This is a genomic window from Veillonella sp. (assembly GCF_019414865.1).
Taxonomy (GTDB): domain Bacteria; phylum Bacillota; class Negativicutes; order Veillonellales; family Veillonellaceae; genus Veillonella.
The window spans coordinates 1-4,069 of record NZ_DXLG01000134.1 but is presented as its reverse complement, the minus strand read 5'-3'; the positions used below and the strand labels follow the sequence as shown (position 1 = coordinate 4,069).

Genomic DNA, 4,069 nt, shown 5'->3' with positions numbered 1-4,069 from the left:
ACTAACAATATCCCAGCTGTTTTGACTATGATTCAATATATTTATGATCATATTTCTTATGCTGAATTCAATACCAAGTCTGACTATTGTCACGAATGTGGTTTTGATGGTGAAATTAAGGTAAACGAGAATAATGAATGGGAATGCCCACGTTGCCACAATACAAACCGCGATAAATTAACTGTAATTCGTCGTACATGTGGTTACCTAGGTGAAAATTTCTGGAATGAAGGGCGTACGAAAGAAATCAAAGATCGTGTAATGCACATTTAAAATTATTAGAATTATAGCTACTATAAATAACATGGTAAAAGCTGTGCTTAAGGCACAGCTTTTACTGCGTTTGTAAGAAATAGAAATATATCTATATAGTGTTAGTCAAAGTTGATAACCACTACTATGGAGGTAATTATGAGATATGGGCAAATAAGACAATATGATATTGCCAATGGAGAAGGTATTCGTACATCTATATTCGTAACTGGTTGTACACATTGTTGCTATAACTGTTTTAATGAAGAATACCAGAATTTTAATGCCGGTAAGGAGTGGACTCAATCTGAAACTGATTTAGTTGTATCCTATGTGAAAAGTCCAACATGCTCAGGTTTAACCTTGCTAGGTGGGGAACCGTTTCAAAATGTACAAGGTTTATTGCCGGTGGTGCGTGCAGTCCGTGCAGCGGTACCTGAAAAGAAAATTTGGGCCTATTCAGGTTATATAATAGATGATATCTTAGAAGATGAGTTGAGAAGCGCTTTATTACATGAAATTGATATTCTCGTTGATGGTCGCTTTGTAGATGAACTCAAAGATCCAGCATTGCGATTTAGAGGATCATCTAATCAACGTATTATAGATGTTAAGAAAACATTAGAAACAGGCGAAGTCGTATTAGCAATGGAGTAAGTATGGCATTTGATAAACGTTTAATAGGCCTCATAATTATCGTTGGATTTATAGCGGGATTAGTAGGGGCTTCTTATACACATTTACTACATGGTATTCAGCACTTTGTATATCATTATTCTGCTGCTGATCATATGAGTTTTGGCGCTGCTGTAGCTCGTGTATCTCCGGTAGAGCGATTGATACCACTGATTATTTGCGGTCTTATAGGCGGTGTTGGTTGGGTACTTATTCACCGATATGGTAAAGGTGTTGTAGATATTAAAACGGCTGTATCTGGTAAAATGGATATGAATCCTATTACTACTGTTTTACATGCAACTTTACAAATTATTACCGTAGGTATTGGTTCACCATTAGGGCGAGAAGTTGCACCACGTGAAGCCAGTGCAGGGATTACAACTTTTTTAGTTAAACATTTTGATATTAAACAAGAAGATCGCCAACTATTGATTGCTTGTGCAGCAGGTGCTGGCTTGGCAGCGGTTTATAATTCACCGTTATCGGCAGCGATTTTTACGTTGGAAACATTGCTTCTTACATGGAATATACGCGCTATGAGTGCTGCTCTTATATGCTGTGGATTAGCAACCTTTGTTACGAGACAGGCAGGTGTAGGGGATGTTATTCAATATACAATGGCTCAACCTAGCTTGGGTAGCCATTATGTTGAATTCGCCATTGCCTTAGGTGCTATTATTGCCTTAGGTGTAGTTTTATTTAATATTACACAAAGTAGGTTGCCGGCTATTCATCGTAGCAGTCCTGTTATGATTCCCATTTCTATCGTAGCATTTACACTTATTGGTGCGTTAGCTATGTATTTTCCTGAAATACTTGGGAATGGTAAGGCCGGGAACGAATTAACCTTTACCAATGATATTACATGGACTTATGCATTAGGATTATTTGGTTCTAAGTGGGCAGCAGTATTACTCGCATTAGCAGCAGGTGCGTATGGTGGTCGTATTACTCCATCTATGATGTTGGGCAGTACGTTAGCCATAGTATTTGGTACTTTTTGGTCTATTGCCGTGGCTCCTATATCATTGGGGATGGCTGCCTTTATCGGTGCCGTAGCATTTTTAGGACTTGCACAAAAAATGCCTATGACCTCATGTGTATTTATGCTTGAGCTTTCAAGATTTTCTGTAGAAATGTTGTTCCCTATAGCATTGACCATGGGGACAGCACTTATGGTAGAACAAATTGTTCAGGCGAAATTAAAGACTAGTAAATAGTTATTAACTAGAGTATTTATAAATGTGTATGACTACATATTTTTATTACCTTGAAATACTATAAATGTATAATGCTATATTTAGTTATATAAAGGCATATTAAGCTTGTGAATAAAAAATAAAAGCGGATAGTTATGATCAACTATCCGCTTTTGTTATATGTAATTATACGATCTTAGCGTTTTTATCGTATTCCTCGCCACCTGCATCAGGAAGCATACCATATTCAATAGTCCACAAGTGTTTATATTTTAAAGCTTGATTGTGAATGCGTTCAATTTGAGTTTCATCTGTGCGAACAACACGAGCTGGAATACCGACCACTAATGAGTTAGGAGGGATTACAGTATTTTCTTTTACTACTGCACCAGCTGCAATAATAGATCCAGATCCGACATGACAACCACTGAGTACAATGGCACCCATGCCAACTAAAACATTATCTTCGATTGTACTGGCATGAACGATTGCACCGTGGCCGATTGTTACATAATCGCCGAGGATGCATGCTTTATCGTCATCTACATGTAACACAGAGTTATCTTGTACATTCGAGTAACGACCTACTACAATCTTGTTTACGTCACCACGAAGGGCACAATTTTGCCAAATAGATGCATATTCTTTAAGCTCTACATCACCAGCAAGTTCAGCACCGGGCATGACGCAACTTTTAGGATCTAATTTTGGATATTTTCCATGAAATGGTAACATATGACACTCCTAATTGATTAAACAATTTCAATAAGGCGTTGAGCCTTACGAATAGACATAATTGCTTCGTTCATTACAGTTTGAACAATTGTATGAGCTGGTTCGATAGCTACAAGACGATTCAAGGCTTGTCCAACTTGTACCGCACCGTTTACAACATCGCCATCAATTGCGGCACGTTTATTAGTGCCTTGAGACATTTTTGTACGCTCTTCAGGTGTAGTAACACCATCAGTTTCTGCTGCTAAATAGCGAGTAGTAAATTCATTTTTTAAGCTGCGAACACCGCCGTGGCCAGAGAGAAGACCAGTTACAACAGAATCAGTATCGGTTGCTTTGATAATTGCTTCTTTCATATTTTGATGTGCTTGACATTCTTCTGCTAATAAGAAGCGAGAGCCCATTTGTACCCCTTCGGCACCCATTAATAATGCAGCTGCAAGACCGCGACCATCTACAATAGAACCAGCTACTACTACAGGAATAGAGATTTCTGGCAAAATATTCTCCATTAAGGACATTGTTGTTTGGCTACCAATATGACCACCAGCTTCCATACCTTCTACGATCATCGCATCAGCACCTGCTTCTTCGATACGTTTAGCCAATTTAAGGGAAGGTACTACAGGGATAACCTTAATACCAGCCTCTTGGAGCGGTTTGATATATGGTACAGGATTACCAGCACCGAGTGTTACAAATGCAGGTTTTTCTTCAATAATAACATTTACTAACTCATCTTTATTAGATGCCATTAACATAAGGTTAACACCGAAAGGTTTATCTGTTAATTCTTTACATGCACGAATTTCATTACGAGTCCATTCAGCATCGCGGCCACCAAGGGCGATAACACCTGTTGCACCTGCATTAGCAACGGCAGCAACTAATTTGTGTTCAGATACCCAAGCCATTGCACCTTGGATAATAGGGTATTCAATTTGTAAAAGTTCCGTTAAAGCTGTTCTCATAAATCCTCCTATGATAACAAAATAAATGATGATTTCTCTAATCAATAGTTCATAGTAAGATAGTAAAATTCTTATTATACGTATATCGCATAGAGAAGTAATGTTCATAAGTACATACTTATATAATATGTTATTAGTTTATTTGTTTTGGAATATAATGTAACTATATTCTCTTATATATAATAGTATAATATATAAATTATGTACACCTTAGGCCAATATTTTCGTTAATAC

5 protein-coding genes are annotated in these 4,069 nt (G+C 37.5%); 3 read left to right on the top strand and 2 right to left on the bottom strand.

The features are described 5' to 3' along the window. From nrdD to QZ334_RS07280, 3 genes are all read left to right on the top strand, one after another. The coding region (gene nrdD / locus QZ334_RS07290; RefSeq protein WP_295233218.1) for an anaerobic ribonucleoside-triphosphate reductase at window positions 1–273 on the top strand (273 nt) is incomplete at its 5' end. A gap of 138 nt (window positions 274–411) precedes the next feature. Beyond that, complete coding sequence (gene nrdG / locus QZ334_RS07285; RefSeq protein WP_295233216.1) at window positions 412–909, top strand: anaerobic ribonucleoside-triphosphate reductase activating protein; 498 nt, start codon at window positions 412–414, stop codon at window positions 907–909. A gap of 2 nt (window positions 910–911) precedes the next feature. After that, window positions 912–2,150, top strand: a complete 1,239-nt coding sequence (locus tag QZ334_RS07280) for a chloride channel protein (protein ID WP_295233214.1) — start codon at window positions 912–914, stop codon at window positions 2,148–2,150. Window positions 2,151–2,315: 165 nt separating this feature from the next. On the opposite strand, the gene QZ334_RS07275 is transcribed toward QZ334_RS07280, so the two are convergent. After that, complete coding sequence (locus QZ334_RS07275) at window positions 2,316–2,864, bottom strand: gamma carbonic anhydrase family protein (protein ID WP_060924757.1); 549 nt, start codon at window positions 2,862–2,864, stop codon at window positions 2,316–2,318. A 17-nt stretch (window positions 2,865–2,881) separates the two neighbouring features. After that, window positions 2,882–3,835, bottom strand: coding sequence for a nitronate monooxygenase (locus QZ334_RS07270; protein ID WP_295233212.1), 954 nt, complete (start codon window positions 3,833–3,835; stop codon window positions 2,882–2,884). Window positions 3,836–4,069 lie beyond the last annotated feature (234 nt).